Origin of the sequence: Streptomyces sp. NPDC091387 (assembly GCF_044756945.1) — a bacterium.
In the GTDB taxonomy this organism is placed as follows: domain Bacteria; phylum Actinomycetota; class Actinomycetes; order Streptomycetales; family Streptomycetaceae; genus Streptomyces.
The window spans coordinates 372,576-387,285 of record NZ_JBIVTZ010000008.1; the positions used below are offsets into that span (position 1 = coordinate 372,576).

A 14,710-nucleotide genomic window follows, 5' to 3' on the forward strand; every position below is an offset into this window, starting at 1 on the left:
GCGGAATGACGGGGGTGCCACCGAGAGCCGCCCCGGGAGTGGCCCACCTGATGCCGGGCTACAGCTCAGCGACGACCAGACGTCGACGCGCTCAGCTCGCCATCTCGACCGCTCCCCCCGCCAACTGAAGCGCTCAGTCACAGGGGACCAGGCGTTTTTTACGAGGCGCCGGGCTACAGGTCGAACTCGAGGTGTTCGATGTCCGTGAACCGAACCTCTTCCAGGGAGCCGGCGCGGCGGCCGCCGTCCTGGAAGTAGACCTCATCGAGGGCTTCGGCCGCGATTTCCCGGAGCTGGGTGCCGCTGGCGCCGGCGTCTTGGACGTCGAAGAGGCGGGCGGCGAAGTGGGGCGGCAGGGCAACGGTCAGGTGCCGGATGCGGTCCTGGTCCGTCGATCCGATCGGGCGGTGTTATGTGGGGGAGTGGGTGTCGACCAAGCTCCGCTGGCAGCTCACCGCGGACGACCGTGAGCTCGAGGCGCTGAAGGTATACGCCGAGGGCCCGTGCGAGGACACCATCGTCCGCTACACACCGGCCGCCTGATCCCCTGCCGTGCAGGTGCCGGGTCAGCGTTTCACGGCGGTCCAGGCAGGTCTCCAAAGCCACGCGCCTCGCGGGCCCCACACTCGTCGAGAGTAAGGCAGCCGACCGGATGGGAAACCCAGCGGTCGAGATGCCCGCCAGACTCCTACCGCCGGTGAGAGTAGGGCAGTGTTCTGCTGGCGGCGGTGTCACACCGGGCCGCTACGGTTCGGCTATGGCCGCGCACACCACGGGTCCCAACGGACTCGTCCCCGTACACGTCGCTGTTCACGATCCCGCGCAGATGGAAGAGCCTGATCCGCGGGCCGCCGACTACGCGCGCAAGCTCTTCGCGGCTTCGGCCAAGTACGCGGACATCTCCTGGACCAGGTATGGGGCGGAGCCGCGCTGGCTCGACATGGACACCAGCACCTGCGCCGCCGCTATCAACCCGAGCCACTTCTCTGGTCACGGCGCCGACGAGTTCGACAGGTTCCTGTCCGGAGTGGCCTTGCGCGGCGAGCCCGCGCTCATCATTGCGACGATGGGCACGGCGGACGATGACGAGGACCGCGTGCGGTCGGTCTTCGGCTGGCCCGGCGGCCGCGTGGACTTCCGCCATTTCAACGGCGCGATCATCGGCGAGCGGCTGCTCGCGGGGGCGGAGGTCTCCCTGGTTCCCGGTCTGGACGCGGCCGACCACGACCTCGGATTGAGACTGCTCAACCGTAAGGACGCCCCCTGGTGGGCGATGACCTTGCAGGCGAGCGCCTTGGCGAGCCCGCGCGGAACGACGGTTCACGAGCCCGAGGGCGAGCTCTTGCCGATCCTCGTCGACAGCCTGGGCAAGCCCGTCGTCGCACGCTGGACATCCGCCGACGGCCAGCAGATCTGGTATGTGATCCCTGACGCCGTCGACTGGAACCAGGTCGTCGACTGGCTCGTCCAGCGCGCCCTTCCCGAGCACGTACCGGCCGCACTGCGCCGCGTCCGCTCACGCCACCATCTCGATCCCGCCCTGGAGACCCTCACAGAGACGCAAGCACGCAGCGACCTGGAAGAGTTGGAGCGCCGCTACCTGGAGGACAAGACCCGCATGGAAGACGAACTGCAGCGGGCGCGGCAGGAGGCCGAACCCGTGCGGGCCGGTCTGCTGTACGGCACCGGCAGCGTGCTGGAAGACGCCGTGGCCGTGGTGCTGCGTGCCGCCGGCTTCGTCGTCATCGATCTTGACGAGGAATTGGGCGGCACCTTGTCGGCGGACCTGCTTGCCGTGCGGAACGGGTCTACCTGTCTGGTCGAAGTGAAGGCCGCCGCAGGGGCTGCGGGGGAGAAACTGATCTCGCAGCTTCAACGTCATCTGGACAAATGGCCACAGCTGCGGCCCGGTCAGCCTGTCACCTGCGCTGCCTTGATCGTCAACCACCAGCATCGCCTCGACCCCGCCGAGCGCCCGGCCGAGGTGTATCAGCGCAGGGTCGTCGACGTCCTCCCGTTTCCCGTGATCGCCTCCGGCGACCTGTTCCGCTGGTGGCGCACGCAGGACTGGTCGGCCGTGCAGGCCGCCGTGCTCGGCCAGGCCCACTCAGGAGGCGAACGGGACGAGCCCCCTGCCGGAGGGCGCGAGATCCCGGCGGTCGGCCGCAAGCGGTGGCTTCCCTGGACTAAAGGCGGAACCGCGTAGCGGTCGCGCTCCCGTTCCAGGACTGCACGCGTCGCCGGAGCCCAGCATCGCCAACCGGAGCACCCGCCTACGCGAGCATGGCCGGAACGGGCCTGCAGGCGTACGGTGGCAGGTTTCTACCAGCACGAGGTGCATCGGCGTGCCAGCTTGTGGCGGTTCGTGTTAGCGGAATCCGGCCCGTACGGCCCTGGTGTGCCGGTATCGTCTGCTCCACGTGTATCGCCTGCACGTGCTGCGGCCGGGGCCCACCTCTTGGCCGAGAGCGAACCTGAGCGGCCGCTCGGAAGGCGTGAACATCTTGGTGTGTTCGCAGACATGTCCATGATGTCCCGCGCACCTGGCACCGCCGGGGTGGGACGGCACCGCCAGCGCGCAGGAGCTGTCATGACGAGCCGGAACACCACCCATCAGCAACGCATCGCCAAACACCTGCATGCCATTCTGGGCTGTGGCCACCAAGAGGCCCTACGCCGCGTGAGGGAAGCCGCAGCCGCCGGTCGGCTCCCCAGCCCCCTCAACGCCCAGGGACGGGCAGCGGCCGTCGAACTTCTGGCCCGCGAAGCGACGATGGCGACAGGAAACCGGACAACCGCCACCCCTGCGCTGCCGGAACCGCGTGGACAGGTGCGGTGTGACTGGCCTTGGAGCGGCGCAGCCGGGCTCGCCTCCCTGGCCCCAGGGACGGTGACAAGTCTGGTATCGCTGCCCACGGCCGGCCGTTCCACACTGGCGCTGAACGTTGCTCTGCACAACGCCATGAAGGGTATCGCCGCCCTGTTCACCTCGGGGGAGATCACCAGCAAATCTCTCGGGCAGAAGGTCCTCGCCGCCCGGTACGGCTTCGACGCGCGATCCCAGGAACCCCCCGGCGGCTGGGAGGCGTTTAAGGCCACCGCAATGCCTGAACTGACCGCCGCCCCCTTGCTCAGGCACGGAGCACGGGTCGGCACCAGCGCACGCGACAGCCTCCGCGCCGGCCTTGTGGCCGCGGCGCGTAGGAACCGGACACTGCGGCTGTGGGTCGTCGACTCGGTATGGCACTTCAGCGACCTCACGGACGAGGGACGCGACACCGCCTCAACCATGGCCGAACTCAGGGCCCTCGCCCGCGCACACTGCCTGGCGGTGCTCGTGACCTCACAGGTCCTCACCACCGATGCGCAAGACCCGGACGAGCCGGTCACCGCAGCGCACCTGCCGGACGGCATGGCCTCGCACAGTGACAGAGTTCTCGTCCTGGACCGGCCCGGTACCGAGCGGCTGCAGGGTGGCGACACCTATCCGACCGCCGCCACCCTGCGTAGCCTGTCCGGGTCAGGGCTCGAACTCGAACTCGAACTCGAGCCGGAGCACTGCCGGTTCGTCCTGGCATGACCGGCTCCTTCTTTGCGTCCACCCGGGTGGACGCAAAGAAGGACCACGTGCGGCCGAGGGCGACTCCCCATCCGGCCTGCGCGCTGTCGGCCCTGTACGTGCTGCGAAGCTCTCTGCCGCCGGATGCGGTCTGGCTGACGGCGTCGAAGACCTGGACGCTGGTAAGCGGATCAGCGCGCCCGGTTCCACCACTCCACGCCGGGAACCGCCAGCACCCTGCTCTCCAAGGCCATAGCTTGCTCACGGTTTTCGGAAAGAGCCCAGCACACGTACAAGTCAGCCCAGGACAGTGCGGCCTTGCCCCACTGAGAAGCCCGCATCGGTCGGCCCCTCTCCACCTTCGTCAGCCGCTCACGCAGCCAGTCCCGATCGGCCAGAGCCCGGTCGAAGAGCCCTTCACCCAGCCCGGAGGTCAGCGCCTTGCCGCTGGTGTAGCGCCGCAGCCGCCCGCGCAGCCCTCCGCCCTTGCGATCCCCCGTCCCACTCCCTCGTACACCACGGGCCCACCCGTGCCCTGCCTGGCCAGGTAGACACCCGGTCAGGGCGGCGGATCAGCACTGATCAACGGCACCCAGTCCGTCCATGGGGCCATGTCCTGGATCTCCCGGCTCATCACCACTCCGTCCCTCCCACTGCGTGCTCACTGGACGAGGCCAGCCCGGCGACACCCAGGTGCCTGCGTGCTGCGCGTTGCGTCAGCGCGGTTCGGGGAAGCCGGGCAGGCCCAGCGGCACGGGATCCTGTCCGGTGCCGACCGCGGCGTCCTGCAGCAGCAGCCGGAAGCGTTCGCCGTCGGCGGGCCGCACCTCGACCACATACCCGTCACCGTGCCCGGCATCGAGAGCGGCCAGAGCCCTTCGGCCATCTGCCTCCTCGGCTGCGACACGGGGATGGAAGAAGAGCACAGGCCCCAGATTCAGACGCCGCCCGGCGAGCGTGATAGCGAACTCCTCGCTACCGCCCCGCACGGACTGCTGCTCGCCACCGAGCAGGGCTCGCAGAGAGGGGGAATTCTGCCCGGTCAGCGTGAAAGACAGCCGGGGCAGGAACGGGGAGATCACGCAGTGCCCGTCCAGGAGGAGGCGTGCCATGCGCAGAGCGATCCGGTCGGTCGGCGTCAGCTCGGTGGGGACGGGGAAGTACTGCTCACAGTGGCGCTGGACGACGTCCAGGTCCTCGACGTAGCGGCGCAACTCCGTCACCTCCTGGTGGGTTGCCCCGGACTCTGCTGGCAGCTGGCCGCCCCCGATCACCCCCGTGCTCGTGCGGACCTCGAAGGCGCCGCCGGCCACGATGCGCTGGCGTATCCGCAACAGACGCAGGGCGGCGGCGGGCTCCAGCCGCTCCAGCCAGAACGCGAAACGCATCGAAGCCGGCACGCCGGCCGCCCGGGGGATCATCAACTGCATCTCCCCACCGCTCAGTTCCACTTTGACGGACCGGCCGATGCTGCCGCGACCCAAGTGGCCCAGCGTGCCCGGGTAGGAGGCGATGACCTGCCCACCGTCGAGGAAGACCACATCCACGCCCGTCTCGCCCGGCGGGGCCGAAACCACCGGCCGCCACCGCACCTCGACGTTCCGGTGCTCCCCGGACAGCCACTCGGGCCCGGAGACCGTCATGCTCTCCACCGCCTCGCGCGGAAGCACCACTTCCTCCGGCAGCCCGAACCCCAGGCTGCGCCGTACCGCTGCGGCGAGCTCCGGGACCCAAGGGCCATTCCCGGTCAGCGTGAATTCCACGGGCGAAACCTCGTGAGCCCGAGGGTGCTTGCCGCGCAGCGTCTGCACCACCCTCTCGCCCTGCCGAGTGAAGTCCACCGTCCAATGGTCGTCCAGTCCGTCGGCCTGGCGCCCCAGCGCCGCCACCCGGGCACTCACATCCCGCATCCCGTCCATCAGCAGCGCCCGCTCCTGCCCGTAGACCTGCGCCGCCTCGAACAACTGCTTTCGGGTGAAGGAGGCTTCCAGGTCCGCGTGCGTGGCCAGCAGTCCGTCCAGCTTCGCCCGGTCCCACACCCCGACCCGTACCGCCTGCCCGACCGCCAGAGAGGTGACAAACTCCCGCTCCGCCGTGGTCAGGGTGCACGGCACCACCAGGATCCACTCCCACGGGTAGTGCTGCACGGCCCGCGCGAACGACTGCCTGATCGACTTGCGTCGCCCCTTGTGCGCCGTGGTCGGGAAACCGTCCAGGTAGTACTGATGCGGATCTGAAATTTTCCCCAGACCTGCTCTTCGCCTCAGTTGGTTCACGAAGTGAACCAACTGAGGAATGCGGGGAGCGAGGCTGAGCACGACTGGGTTGCTCTTCGGCTGGTGTCAGACCCGTCGGCGATGATCGGGCCATGCTGCAAGCGAGAGACGAACATGGTCGCCGGGTGGGAAACCCGAAGACGTCAGCGTTGAGCCGGATGGTGGCGAACCTCGGTAGGGGAAATGCTTTCGTGATCGTCGAGCGAGTCGGCGCTGAGGCTGATGGCGACTGGTATGTGCAGGTGTGGCTGAGGGATGACAACACCTATCAGCTGGAGTTCCGCGATGGGACCGCTGCGGAGCATTACCAGACCCGGACGATCTCCCAGGAAAGGGTGATTGCTGCCTTGAGTGGCTGGTCTGAGGGGCGTCCGGAATGGAAGGACACCTTCATGTGGAACAACATCAGCACCCTGTTTGAAGACGCCGACTGACTCTGCCGGCCAGCGGGTCGGCAGAGTCAGCGACCTGCGTCAGCTCAGTTGCGGCGCATCGGGATCACGTCCCGACTTGCTGCTGGGATGGTGGGTCGCGCGGCCTCGGGAGTGGCCAGTAGGGCGACGATGGTGACGGGCTTGTCGCAGTGCGGGCAGTTCCGGACGGCCGTGGGCGCGAGTGGTGTCGGGTCTGGCGACGCTGGCTTCATCGGTTCGCCCTCAGCGACGTCGGCGGCTTCGTCGCGTTCGCGGCGTCGGCTACGAGCGGCCTCTGCTTTGCAGCGGGGGGTGCAGTAGGTGTGCCGGGCTGCAGCATTGCGGTTGACCTGGAATGACGTCCAGCAGATGGGGCACTCCCGGAATTCAACCTGCACGTCCAGTCACTCCTTTGCGGAGGTTGTCGGCGTGGGACTGGTGTGATCGGAGCCGGTAGGAGGGTCCGTCGATGCCGACGACGGCGGCGCGGTGAAGGAGCCGGTCGAGCATCGCGGCGGCAACGGTCGCGTCGCCGAAAGCGCCTGCCCAGTCAACTGGGGCTGGCACTTGTTCCGTGAGAGACGTCGGCCCTGCGACCTGCCTGTTTCAGGGGTCTGGGCGTCTCTTTGATTGTCTAGCTGACAGCGATGTTTTGTAGGCGCTACCTTCATTCGTCAGGTGCGAGGAAGGTGTGTCGGATGGTGGAGTCGCGTCTGCGGGTGATCGAGGGCCGGACCGTGCCTGAGATACCCGTCGCCTGGGATCCGTGGGAGTTCCAGGCCCTGTGCGTGGAGGCATTCGTGGCCTCCTGGCGGGCCCGGGGATTCAGTCCGGTGACGGTCGACAACGACATCGGCCTGCTGGAGCGGACGTTGAAGGCGCTGGGGCGGCCAGCGTGGGATGTCACGCCCGAGGACATTGATCGCGTGGTCGGCGGCCTGGCGGTGGAGGGGCGGGCTCCGTCCACACGCCGTGGATACGTCCAGATCTTCAGGGGGTTCCACCGGTTCCTGCAGGCCCGCAAGGCCGTCGAGATCGAGGCCGCGTTCGGGGTTCGACTGGTCTGTCCGGTAGACGAGTTCAACGCCTCGCGGCATGTCGGCGACGACTCCCCGGCTCTGCTGCCGCCGCCGACCCCCGAGCGGGTCGAGGAGTTCTTCGACTTTCTGAAGGCCCGGATCGCAACCGCCCGCAAGTACGCGCCCGCGGCCCGCGACTACGCGCTGTTCCGGACGCTGTATCACGCCGGCCTGCGCTCGGAGGAGGCCGCGCTCCTGGACCGCCCGGACGTGCACTTCGGTCGCGGACCGTTTGGCAAGCTGCACGTGCGTTTCGGCAAGGGCGCCCACACCTCCGGGCCCCGGCCGCGCTGGGTGCCCATGCTCGACCATCTGGACCTGGTCCTGCGCTGGTTCCTCGACGACGTCCGCGGCAAGTTCCCCAGCTCGCTCGCGCTGTTCGCCGACGAGTCGGGCGGCCACCTGCACCAGGGCACCGTCCGCAACCGCCTGCGCTATCTGATGGAGTTGGAGGGCCGTCCGGCCGCGGACCGGTTCAGCCCCCATGCACTGCGGAGGGCCTGCGCGACCCACAACTACGAGCGCGGAGTGGATCTGGTGGCCATCCAGCAGCTACTCGGTCACTGGACAGTCAGTTCGACCATGAGATACGTCCGGCCCTCGGCCACGTTCATCGAGGACGCCTATCGACGCGCCGTGACCAGCACGCTCGGCGAGCTCACCGGAGAGGAACCCACGCCGTGAACATCAAGTGGAAGCTGCGGATGGCCGCCGCCCAGCGCGAGGTCTGGACCGGAGCCCAACTGCGGCGGCTCCTGGCCGAGAAAGCCGGCCTGGAACTGTCCTCCGCTTCGGTGTCGGCCCTGTTCACCAAGGAACCCTCGCAGGTGAAGATGTCCACGCTCGCAGCGTTGTGCACCGCGCTGGAGTGCACCCCCAACGACCTGATCGAGGTCGACACCACCCCCGCCGAACGCCCTGCGGCTCCTCCTCGACCGGCAGCCGATCTGCCCCGGGTCGCCTCGGCCCGGGGCCGGTCGATGCCGCCGATCTGAGCGAAGGAGGTGCGGGCGAGACATGGGCAAGAGGCAGCGGGACTGCGTCGGTTGCGGGGCGCCGGTCGGGTTCATCGACCGGCAGCACTGCTGCCGCTGCACGGCCCGGATGAAGGACGAAGCCGCCCGTGCGTCCTGCCCTGCCTGCGAAAGGTCACGCGTCCTGCAGGCCGACACCGGACGGTGCATCACCTGCTCGCGGACCTGCGCGGGCTGCGGACGCCCGGTTCGCTCGCCGACCGCCAGCCACTGCGGGATCTGCCGACGCGAAGCCGACCGGCAGGCCGCGAAGCAGGTCTGCCCGCGCTGCCAGCGGCCCGGCTTCCTGCAGGCCGGCACCGGATGGTGCGGCCACTGCTCGCGCCAGCGGCAGAGCAAGCAGCCACCGCGGCAGTGCGCCGACTGCGGTCAGGTGCGGCGCCACGCCGGACTCGGGCTCTGTTCGGCCTGCTGGCAGAAGCACCCCGACCGCCCCTTTGTTGCCGCCGAGAATCTGGCCGCACGCCTCGCCGAGCCCGTGTCCTGGCTGGGTGACTTCGCCGGCCATCTCGCCGACCGGCACTGCGCGAGTCGCGTCTGCACCATGATCAGCACCCTGGGAAGGCTCCTGGACGACGAACAGCCCAACCACCCACAGGCCCTGCTGGACCGCGCCCGCCGCCCCGGCCGCTCGATGGGCTCCCTCGCCCGCGCACTCGAAGACTTCTTCACCCAGCGCGGCCTCGCCCTTCCCACCGACCAAGCGCAACGGCTCGCCGCCGGACGCCGCCGAGGCCGCATCGACGCCACCCCACCCGCGCTTCGACCGCAGGTCCAGGAGTTCGCCGAGTCCATGTTGCGAGCACGCGAGCGCGCCCTGAAGGCCGGCACCCTGCCTCGCACCGACAGCACCATCGAGGCGGCCCTGGCGATCGTCCGCGACCTCGCCCTCTTCCTGACCGGCACGCGCAGCAAGCAGGACTGGGCCCTGACCGATGTCCACGACGTCGAGGCTTTCCTGGCGACCATGCCCAAGGCCCGCCAACGCCGACTGACCGTGCTGCGGCAGTACTTCCGCTTCGCCCGCTCCCGCAAGGTCGTGCTCATCGATCCCACCCGGGAGGTGAAGGCCAAGGGCCCGTCCGGGTTCAGCGGCACCACCCTCGCCGTCGACCAACAGCGACAGCTGTTCCGCCGCTGGACCACCGGCACCGACGCGCACCCTCACGAGGCACTGCTCGGAATCCTGGCAATCCTCCACGCGGCCTCCAGCAGGGAGGTCCGGCTCCTGCGCGTAGACGACCTCAACCCTGCCAACCGCACCATCCGCCTGGGCAAACGACCGCACCCGGTGCCCATGGACCCGGCCAGCTGGACGTCACTCCAGCGCTGCCTGGCCCACCGCGCAGACCAGCGCACCGACAACCCCCACGTGATCGTCACCCGGATCAGTAAGACCGGCCGGGCATCGGCCTCGACCGCCTACGTCAGTCACCTCCTGGACCCCTGCGGCATCCCACCCCGAACCCTGCGAAGCACCCGACTCGCCGACCTGGTCAACACCCTCGACCCCAAGCTCGTCGCTGCTGCCCTCGGCATGGAGCCCGAAGGCGTCATGATCTACCTCGCCGATCACGTCGACGCCGGTCGGCTCCCGACTGGCACAAACTCCGGTGCCGGATAGCCAGCGGACGTCTACCCTCCGCTGGGAGCCCCGGGCCAGCAACACCACCAGACGAAGCGAGCAATCATGGCTGATCAGACGAACGCCCAGGGACTGTATGCATGGGGACGTTCCCGGTTCGAGAGCCAACCCGCCCCCGTGACCTGGGCCGGCAACGTACTTCGAGCCGCGAACCGAAACCTCGGGGACTTCCCAGAAGTCGACAACGCTCTGTTCCTGGCCGAGACCGAAGAGCAGTGGCCGCAGGCCCGCGAAGTCTTCGACCGACTGCGGCGACGGAGCCTGGATCAAAACGCCCCGCTGAACGAGGAGCAGGCCCTGCTATTCACCCTCGCTGAGTTGGTTGCCAAGGTGGCCCACAACGCTGCCGGTATACGTCCCCCGTTCGACCATGACTCGGGATGGCGCATCGGACTCATCGCCTCCCGCCTCATCTCAGTCACGGACGCCCCCCAGCTTCAAGCTGAGCTCACAACCGCTCTTGGTGGACAGCCAAAGGCCGTCTGACACGTCGAGACGCGGCAGAACCCGTGCTGTTCAGGCACCGCCTCGCACAGGTTCGCCGGAACATGTGCGCTTTGGCGATACCGACATTGGTCGTGAGGATCGTGCTCGACTTCAGATACCTCTGGTTGATCACCTGGAAGAGGGCTGAAGCGCCGTCGCCCGGCAGCGGGAGGTATCCCAGTTCGTCGATCACGAGGAGGCGGGGTCCGGCAAAGAACCTCATGATGCTTGACCAGCGGCCTTCGAGTGCGGCTTTGTGGCACTTGGCGGCGAGTTCGGCTGCGGTGGTGAAGTAGACGCGGTGGCCGGCATCGACTGCGGAGCGGGCGAGTGCGACGGCCAGCATGGTCTTGCCGACGCCGGGCGGTCCGACGAGCAGGACGTTCGAGGCGTTGTCGAGGAACCTCAAGGTGGCCAGGTCGCGGATGAGTTTCTCGTCGACGCCGGGCTGGGCGGCGAAGTCAAAGTCGTTCAAGGTCCACGGTTCTGGCAGGCAGGCGAACCGCAGCCGGGAGGAGAGTTTGCGGGCTTCAGTCGCCTCGACCTCGATCTCGAGGAGTTTCTCCAGGGCGGTGGTGAGGGTCATTCGCTCGGCTCGGGCCTGGTCCAGGACGCGGGGAAGGGCTTCGGCGGCGTCGTTGAGTTTCAGATAGGACAGGTGGCCTCGTAGCTGTTGGTAGCGGCGGGCCTCGCTCATCGGCATGGGGTCACTCACTCTCGCGCTCCTGGTCTTCGTGGGTGGGGGCCTGCCGGAGCCGGTCGGCGACGGCGGCGTAGTGGGACAGGTCGATCACGACCCGGTTCGCGACGTCCGATTCAGGTCGGCCGCGAAGCTTCTCGGCTTCCGCCTGGGCTGCGGCCGATGGAGGCCGGCGGACCTTGGTGCGACAGGGCGCCTTGTCGGAGAACGAGGCGAGGACGGCTCGTTCGAGGGCGACGACGTGTCCGGCGTCCCGAATGGTCTGCCCGGCTCCGTCCGGTGCCCGGCGATGGTGGGCGATGACCGCGCGGCCAGCGGTGACCACATGCAGATCGTCCTCGCCGAGCCGGATCCGGACCGTGACGTGGGCGCCGGTCAGCCCGGGTGGGACCGAGTACTGGTTGCCGGCGAAGGAAACCAGTCCTTGCGGGCTGACGACGCGCGTCTGTTCCAACTCGGCGGGGAACGGTCGGGTCGGCAGGTCCAGCAGCGGCTCGGCCTCAGCGAGCGCGGCAACCGTGGTCGAAGCTCCGTCGAGCTTGCGTTTACGACTGTCCATCTGCACGGCCAGCTTGTCGATGCCGTTCTGGCCTGCCTCGATGCTGATGCCGTCCGGGACCGTTCGCCACCAGCGTTGGGCCGCTGAGTGATTGGCCTTCTCGACGACACCCTTGCGGTTGCCCCGTCGCGGCGGACAGATGTCGACGCCGACTCCGTAGTACTTCGCGACGGCGGCGAATGTCGGCAGAACCCGTCCGGTCGGCGGGTGGCAGACGGTGGCCATCCGGTCGAACCGCCACCTTCGGGCGGTTCCGCCCAGGCGCCGCAGCACGGCGTCGATGGACTGCACCAGGTGCGGGAAAGTCTCCGCCTCCGCAAGCACGGCCCGCCATCGGCCCGAGTGAGCCAGGGCACCGACGAGGAGATGCGCGTTGGCACCGACGCCCCACTCCGCGGGCGGATCCGGAAGTTCAACCCAGTCGAACTGGATCTCCTCGCCCGGAGGATGCGCGATGATCGCGACGTCGCGACCGCTCGAAGCCCGGCACGGTTCGCAGTGCGGTCGTGCCTTGTATCTCCGCAAGGCACGGGTGAAGGTGGAGTAGCCGCCCAAATAGCCCAGTTCCACCACTTCGTCGAAGAGCGTCGATGCCCACAAGTGCGGGTCATCGCTCAGCCGTTGGCGGCAGTACTCCACGAAGGGCATGAACGCGTCCGGCGACTGGCGGCGATATCCGGAGACTCGCTCGCCGTTCAGATAAGCGCGGATCGTCTTGCGGTCGTGCCCCAGGTGCCGGGCGATCGCCGAGATCGACCAGCCCTGGCGACGCAGTGCGTGAGCATCCACGTCTTCCTCCCAAGTGAGCATCCAGGGCCCTTCAACAGGCCGAACTCCGTGCTCACGCAGGCTCTCCACGACACGCCGACACCATCTCGACACGCCGGGAGGATCACGCAAAGGGTGGGGAGATCACCTGAGCAGGTTTGGCCACTTGAAGAGCGGCACCTGAGGAGATTCAAAGAGCGCCATCAGTACTTCAACTGGAAGATCCGCACCCTCGACCCGTGAGTGACCTTAATGTCGATACCGTCATCCCCGCCGCGCCCGTTCACCACCTCCACGCGAGCGGACGCGTCGAACATCCGGTGCACCAGCGCCTCGACTATCCGGTCGAACCCCGGCTGCCCGACCCGGTCCCACTCCACCGCCACAACCGACCCCCTGCCCTCGCAGCCACCCCAGGCGATGATCCCACCCGGCACTGACACTCCCCGCCGGCGCTACGCCTCGCACCCCTGCCGGGCCGAACTGCTCAGGCCAGGCGGCACCGCCGTACCACCGGGCCGGGTGAAGCACCGGTTCACAGCGTGGGCTTCTGGTGCCGGGTGAGGAGTTCGGTGAAGAACTTCTCCAGGAGCTGCCTGCCGCCTGGGGCAGAGAGCTCGTATCCGCCAGAACCGTAGATCTCGTATCTGGCGAGCCTGAGCCGACGGTCCTCGGCGACCATCTCCACATACAACCGCGGTACCGCGGTCCAGGTGGCCTTGCCGTGCTCGTCGGGCGGGTTCTTCCGCCCGTAGTGTTGGACTCCGTCGACTCGATCACGATCCGCGAGCGGTCCGGGGCCAGGCACATTGGCTGCTATCGGCTGTTCGGTGACGGCAATTTATGACTGCGTAATCGACCTGGTGGTAGAACGAGCCGGGGTGCTCCGCAACGGCGTCGATCCAGCTCTGGGTCACCGCTTCGGGGTCCTCACATGAGTCGAGTTCTTCATCCGATAGGACGCGAGGCGCCTGAAGCTGCTGCTGAGCTTAGATGTCTGGGGAGTTGCAGGTTGACGGCGGCGGATAGCGCGCGAGCCAGTCAGAAGCGAGCGAAGATCCTGCTTCTGCTGCTGCCTGGTTGAGGCGGTATGCGTCGGCCCACCGCCCCTTCGACATCCGGAGGTGTGCGAGTGCGTGTAGAGCACCGCTGTTGCCAGCCCTTGACGCATCCTGGGCAAGGCGCTCGGCAAGCTTCTCGTCTCCATTCCCTTCACTTCTGTGCGACAGCCATTCCAAAGCTGCAGGGTGCGATACGTCAGCAGCAGCTTGATAGAAGACCTGAGCGCCGGCGTGGTCGCGACGATCGGCCTGCTCTTTGGCCGCTACGACAAGCTGGTCAGCAAAGCCGCATTCCGCCAGGGTTCTGCACAGGTTGCCTGCCTGGGATACGGCACCTGCCGCAGCGTGATGTCGCGCAAGTGCCAGGAGCGGGCCGTGGCTGTAGTGCTTCAGCAAGGCCTGTTTTGATACCTGTGCCGCCTCCGCATGCCTGCCGCGCCTCGCTGCTCGCAGGGTGACCCACTCAGCAGCGAACGCGTCACCTCGCTCCGCAGCCCAGTAGTACTGGCGCTCAGCTTCCTCGTCGAGCCCCGCAGTCACTAGATGGTGGGCAAGGCGGCGACTACCGCGCAGGTCGCCGCTTGCCGAGCGGGCGAGCTGGCTGACTTCCTCGTACTCACGGCGCCGTCCAGCAGAAGCGAGGGCAGCGGCCAGTTCACCCAGCAGGAAGCTATGGTTCGGACAGTGCGCCTCGATCAGATGCCGCGCCCGTGCGTAGTCTGCGGCGGCGATCAGCTGGCGGATGAACCAGTGAAGCGGGCCGGAGTAGCCCGTCGCGTCAGCCCGAATGTACAGAGGCTCGCAGCCGAGTGCTTTGTGCTTATGGGCGGCGCGTGCCATCGCGCGGACGTCACTTTCCGTGGGTGCGTACTTGGCTGCTGCTGTCCACAAAGAAGCAGGGGGGACTACCTTCTCCCGAAGGTCCCGACTGCGGTCATGCAGGTAGTCAGCCAATAGGTACAGAGGTTCAGCAGAGCCAGTCCCTCCCGCGCGGGGCCGGTAGCGCTGCAGGGGCCCGGGCAGATGACGATGCTGTGAGAGGGCGGTATGCGAGTTTTTGCCTTGCATCTGACTCTGCTACGGGATTGGCGTGCAGACCAGGGCTGTTAACGAGCGCCGGTTGCACGGCG

General features: G+C 67.9%; 14 protein-coding genes and 2 pseudogenes. 8 read left to right on the plus strand and 8 right to left on the minus strand.

The window, feature by feature from the left end; genetic code table 11:
• Window positions 1-173: 173 nt before the first annotated feature.
• Window positions 174-404 (minus strand): annotated as a pseudogene (gene tpg, locus ACIQM0_RS19155) (telomere-protecting terminal protein Tpg); the annotation flags it as partial.
• A 4-nt stretch (window positions 405-408) separates the two neighbouring features.
• On the opposite strand from tpg, the pseudogene ACIQM0_RS19160 reads away from it, so the two are divergent.
• The 3 genes and pseudogenes from ACIQM0_RS19160 to ACIQM0_RS19170 all read left to right on the plus strand — a co-directional run.
• Window positions 409-543: pseudogene (locus tag ACIQM0_RS19160) on the plus strand (HNH endonuclease); the annotation flags it as partial.
• A 214-nt stretch (window positions 544-757) separates the two neighbouring features.
• Complete coding sequence (locus ACIQM0_RS19165) at window positions 758-2,206, plus strand: hypothetical protein (RefSeq protein ID WP_401287970.1); 1,449 nt, start codon at window positions 758-760, stop codon at window positions 2,204-2,206.
• Window positions 2,207-2,590: 384 nt separating this feature from the next.
• Window positions 2,591-3,580: a hypothetical protein gene (locus ACIQM0_RS19170; RefSeq protein WP_401287974.1), complete on the plus strand. Its 990-nt coding sequence runs from the start codon at window positions 2,591-2,593 to the stop codon at window positions 3,578-3,580.
• 695 nt (window positions 3,581-4,275) lie between these two features.
• Here the strand turns inward: ACIQM0_RS19170 and ACIQM0_RS19175 are convergent.
• On the minus strand, window positions 4,276-5,835 hold the full coding sequence (locus ACIQM0_RS19175; RefSeq protein ID WP_401287976.1) for a hypothetical protein: 1,560 nt from the start codon (window positions 5,833-5,835) through the stop codon (window positions 4,276-4,278).
• A gap of 92 nt (window positions 5,836-5,927) precedes the next feature.
• Here ACIQM0_RS19175 and ACIQM0_RS19180 point away from each other — a divergent pair, with 92 nt between their 5' ends.
• Window positions 5,928-6,269 (plus strand): hypothetical protein, encoded by a 342-nt coding sequence (locus tag ACIQM0_RS19180; RefSeq protein WP_401287979.1) that lies wholly within the window; start codon window positions 5,928-5,930, stop codon window positions 6,267-6,269.
• A gap of 366 nt (window positions 6,270-6,635) precedes the next feature.
• Here the strand turns inward: ACIQM0_RS19180 and ACIQM0_RS19185 are convergent, their stop codons facing one another.
• Entirely contained in the window at window positions 6,636-6,815 is a 180-nt protein-coding gene (locus tag ACIQM0_RS19185; RefSeq protein ID WP_401287982.1) for an ATP-binding protein, read from the minus strand.
• A 131-nt stretch (window positions 6,816-6,946) separates the two neighbouring features.
• Here ACIQM0_RS19185 and ACIQM0_RS19190 point away from each other — a divergent pair, with 131 nt between their 5' ends.
• From ACIQM0_RS19190 to ACIQM0_RS19205, 4 genes are all read left to right on the plus strand, one after another.
• The gene (locus ACIQM0_RS19190; protein WP_401287984.1) at window positions 6,947-8,011 is read left to right on the plus strand and encodes a tyrosine-type recombinase/integrase; all 1,065 of its coding nucleotides are present in this window, start codon (window positions 6,947-6,949) and stop codon (window positions 8,009-8,011) included.
• Entirely contained in the window at window positions 8,008-8,322 is a 315-nt protein-coding gene (locus ACIQM0_RS19195) for a helix-turn-helix domain-containing protein (protein ID WP_401287986.1), read from the plus strand. Before ACIQM0_RS19190 ends, ACIQM0_RS19195 begins: the two co-directional genes overlap by 4 nt.
• 22 nt (window positions 8,323-8,344) lie before the next feature.
• Window positions 8,345-9,985: a tyrosine-type recombinase/integrase gene (locus ACIQM0_RS19200; RefSeq protein WP_401287988.1), complete on the plus strand. Its 1,641-nt coding sequence runs from the start codon at window positions 8,345-8,347 to the stop codon at window positions 9,983-9,985.
• A 66-nt stretch (window positions 9,986-10,051) separates the two neighbouring features.
• Window positions 10,052-10,492 (plus strand): hypothetical protein, encoded by a 441-nt coding sequence (locus tag ACIQM0_RS19205; RefSeq protein WP_401287991.1) that lies wholly within the window; start codon window positions 10,052-10,054, stop codon window positions 10,490-10,492.
• On the opposite strand, the gene ACIQM0_RS19210 is transcribed toward ACIQM0_RS19205, so the two are convergent.
• From ACIQM0_RS19210 to ACIQM0_RS19230, 5 genes are all read right to left on the minus strand, one after another.
• Window positions 10,455-11,207 (minus strand): ATP-binding protein, encoded by a 753-nt coding sequence (locus tag ACIQM0_RS19210; RefSeq protein ID WP_401287994.1) that lies wholly within the window; start codon window positions 11,205-11,207, stop codon window positions 10,455-10,457. The two genes, ACIQM0_RS19205 and ACIQM0_RS19210, sit on opposite strands and share 38 nt — an antisense overlap.
• Window positions 11,200-12,561: a transposase gene (locus ACIQM0_RS19215; protein ID WP_401287996.1), complete on the minus strand. Its 1,362-nt coding sequence runs from the start codon at window positions 12,559-12,561 to the stop codon at window positions 11,200-11,202. Before ACIQM0_RS19215 ends, ACIQM0_RS19210 begins: the two co-directional genes overlap by 8 nt.
• Before the next feature lie 161 nt (window positions 12,562-12,722).
• On the minus strand, window positions 12,723-12,905 hold the full coding sequence (locus ACIQM0_RS19220) for a hypothetical protein (protein WP_401287998.1): 183 nt from the start codon (window positions 12,903-12,905) through the stop codon (window positions 12,723-12,725).
• Window positions 12,906-13,054: 149 nt separating this feature from the next.
• Entirely contained in the window at window positions 13,055-13,327 is a 273-nt protein-coding gene (locus tag ACIQM0_RS19225) for a hypothetical protein (protein WP_401288000.1), read from the minus strand.
• A gap of 181 nt (window positions 13,328-13,508) precedes the next feature.
• The gene (locus ACIQM0_RS19230) at window positions 13,509-14,420 is read right to left on the minus strand and encodes a hypothetical protein (RefSeq protein ID WP_401288002.1); all 912 of its coding nucleotides are present in this window, start codon (window positions 14,418-14,420) and stop codon (window positions 13,509-13,511) included.
• Window positions 14,421-14,710 lie beyond the last annotated feature (290 nt).

What these genes read in the sequence shown, in the direction of transcription:
- ACIQM0_RS19165 (WP_401287970.1), top strand. Translation starts at nt 758, where the DNA reads ATGGCCGCGCACACCACGGGTCCCAACGGACTCGTCCCCGTACACGTC.
- ACIQM0_RS19180 (WP_401287979.1), top strand. Translation starts at nt 5,928, where the DNA reads ATGCTGCAAGCGAGAGACGAACATGGTCGCCGGGTGGGAAACCCGAAG.
- ACIQM0_RS19170 (WP_401287974.1), top strand. Translation starts at nt 2,591, where the DNA reads ATGACGAGCCGGAACACCACCCATCAGCAACGCATCGCCAAACACCTG.
- ACIQM0_RS19205 (WP_401287991.1), top strand. Translation starts at nt 10,052, where the DNA reads ATGGCTGATCAGACGAACGCCCAGGGACTGTATGCATGGGGACGTTCC.
- ACIQM0_RS19200 (WP_401287988.1), top strand. Translation starts at nt 8,345, where the DNA reads ATGGGCAAGAGGCAGCGGGACTGCGTCGGTTGCGGGGCGCCGGTCGGG.
- ACIQM0_RS19230 (WP_401288002.1), bottom strand. Translation starts at nt 14,420, where the DNA reads ATGGCACGCGCCGCCCATAAGCACAAAGCACTCGGCTGCGAGCCTCTG.
- ACIQM0_RS19215 (WP_401287996.1), bottom strand. Translation starts at nt 12,561, where the DNA reads ATGCTCACTTGGGAGGAAGACGTGGATGCTCACGCACTGCGTCGCCAG.
- ACIQM0_RS19190 (WP_401287984.1), top strand. Translation starts at nt 6,947, where the DNA reads ATGGTGGAGTCGCGTCTGCGGGTGATCGAGGGCCGGACCGTGCCTGAG.